At 66.0% G+C, this 2500-nt stretch carries 2 protein-coding genes and 1 tRNA gene; all 3 read left to right on the top strand.

The window, feature by feature from the left end; translation table 11 throughout:
- Positions 1–217 precede the first annotated feature (217 nt).
- The gene (locus tag ABZ818_RS40335) at positions 218–589 is read left to right on the top strand and encodes a helix-turn-helix domain-containing protein (RefSeq protein ID WP_361426624.1); all 372 of its coding nucleotides are present in this window, start codon (positions 218–220) and stop codon (positions 587–589) included.
- Between the two features lie 493 nt (positions 590–1082).
- Positions 1083–2297, top strand: coding sequence for a site-specific integrase (locus tag ABZ818_RS40330; protein WP_361426621.1), 1215 nt, complete (start codon positions 1083–1085; stop codon positions 2295–2297).
- A gap of 90 nt (positions 2298–2387) precedes the next feature.
- Positions 2388–2497, top strand: a tRNA-OTHER gene (locus ABZ818_RS40325).
- Positions 2498–2500 lie beyond the last annotated feature (3 nt).

Below are 2500 nucleotides of genomic sequence, written 5' to 3'. Positions count from 1 at the left end.
ACATATTTCTACTGTGACTGTGTCAGTAAGGTCAAGTGAGCGGGCGTGAGTTTCGGTAGGACCGTGCCGCCGCAGCCTGATTCGAATGCACGTTCCACGATGGGCGCATATGACGGTGGCGACGGCGCGCGCCGGGGTGATCACGCGCCGCAACGCGATCCGGTCAGGCTTCTACTTTCACTTGCGAAAGTAGAAGATCAACACGCATGCTTAGGCCGTGGCAGACCAGGGGCGCACCGAAGATTTGGCGCAGCTTCTCGCTCGTCTCAAGGACACCTACGGTGTCACTGACAGCGAGATCTCGCGCCGCATCGGCGTCGCCCCCGCCACCGTGAACTCGTGGGTACACCGCAAGCGAGGCACCGGCCGCGGCCCCAACCGCGACAAGCTACGCGCACTGTCGCAGGCCTTCCCCAAGTTCACCGAGGCAGAGGTCTTCGCCGCCGCCGGCCGCGAGTCGCCCGGCCCGCTCTCCCCCGACGCCGAGGCCCGCATCATCGAGCTGTGGCGCGGCCTGACCGCGGAGCAGCAGCGCGCCAAAGAGGTCGAGATGCGCGCGTTGAACGACATGAACCGGTCCGGCCCGTAGAGCGGTACAACCATCCACACTGGTCGCGAGTCTCCGCTAGTTAGGCTGCTCACTCACGGTCAGATTCGATCTACGATTTGTTCAACAAGCGTCGATAATTTCCCCAAGTGCGGGTACGTTCGGACGGACGCCGATGCCCTCCCCCGTCGGCAACAGGTCCCGTTCACCTGCGATTCAGGGGTGTTTATGTGTGTCCGCGTCTGGTTCGTCCCTCCCGACGAACACCCCACCTTCGACGCCGACAATCGAACGATCGAAGTTCCGCAAGGCCTCCAGCCGCAACACACCGTGACTCTCGTCCGGGCCATTCTGCGTGAACTTGCCGTCGACCAACCGGAGTTCGGTGCAGTCTGCTGGTGCGGGGATGAGGTCGACCTGACCCCCCGCGTACCCAGTCAGCGGAGGAGCGATCAGGTGGTGAAGACCCGTGGGGCGTAGAGCCTCGAACAATCCACGGCAGCTACGCCAGAAGAGCTGCGGCTGTCCGAAGTGCATGGAGGCGTACCCGCCGGAGGAGTACGGCGAGCGCAACCGGCGGCGAGACTGCCAGGGCAGCTGGCAGGCGCGCTACCGGGACCCGGACGGCCGGCAGAAGCAGAAGTGCTTCACGATCGCCGAGGGTGGTAAGAAGCGCGCCGAAGCGTTCCTCGACGAGGTGCGCACCCGGGTTCGGAAGCGGACGTACGCCGACCCCAGACGCGGCGAGATCACCCTCGCCCAGTGGTGGGAACTGTGGTGGCCAGCCCAGCCGCAGCGAGCCGTCACGACGACGAACAGGAAGCTGAGCAACTGGCGGGCCCACATCGAACCGCGGTGGGGCAAGTGGCGTCTGTGCGACCTGGAGTACATCGAACTCCAGACATGGATCACCCGCGACGTGAAGGGCCACCACACCCGTAAGAAGGTGCTGGAGCTGCTGTCGGCGATGCTGCGCGACGCGGCCCGGGACGGGAAACGGATCCCCTTCAACCCGGCCGCCGAAGTCCAGCTCGACGCGCCGCCGAAGAAGGACGCCGAGGAGACCCGACCGCCCACGCGTGAACAGGTCGCGCTGATCCGGCAGCACGTCGACGTCTGGTACCGACCCCTGGTGGTGTTCCTCGAGGAGACCGGTATGCGATGGGGGGAGGCCACCGGGCTGCGGTGGGCGCACGTCGACCTGGAGGCTAAGCACCTCAGAGTGAAGGAGGTGCTCAGCGAGGATCGGGGGACGTTGTTCCGCAAGGCCGCGCCCAAGAGCGTGGCCGGCTTCCGGACGGTGCCGCTTACCCCTGAGGCTATCGAGGCGGTACAGACGATGGCCGCACGGTTCCGCCCCGTCGACACTGTCTCGCCCATCGGGGACGGCCGGGACCTGCACCCGGAAGAGCTGGTGTTCCGGGGCCCGCTCGGCGGTACCCTCACCCGGCACAACTTCCGACGGACGTGGATCCCCGCGATCCAGGCCGCTGGCCTGGCCCGGAAGGTCACCAACCCGGAGACAAAACGGGATGAGTGGTGGCCGCGGGTGCACGATCTGCGGCACGTGTTCGCCACGCGACTGAAGGACTTGGGCGTCCCGGAGAAAGACGTGCAGACGGTCATGGGTCACGACCGCGGCAGCAAAGTCACGTGGCTGTACCAGCACAGCGCCGAGGACGTGGCCGCTCAGGTGCTCGCGGTCATGGCCCCGGAGGCGCCGGCTGTTCGACAGCTGCGGGCGGTGTGAGGCCGGATGCCACGCGATGCCACACGGATGCCACAACACCCCCGCACTGAACCCTACTGAACCCAACCGAACCCTGTTTGCGCAGGTCGCGCCCCTGTAGCCAGTGGCAAACTGGACCCGTCGCGCACCTACTGAACCTCACAGTCGGTGCACGTTTTCTCCTAAAGCGGGTGTCGCAGGTTCGAATCCTGCCGGGGGCACAG

Source organism: Streptomyces sp. NPDC047453 (genome assembly GCF_040643155.1).
Taxonomy (GTDB): domain Bacteria; phylum Actinomycetota; class Actinomycetes; order Streptomycetales; family Streptomycetaceae; genus Streptomyces.
This window is presented reverse-complemented; position numbering and strand designations above follow the sequence as displayed.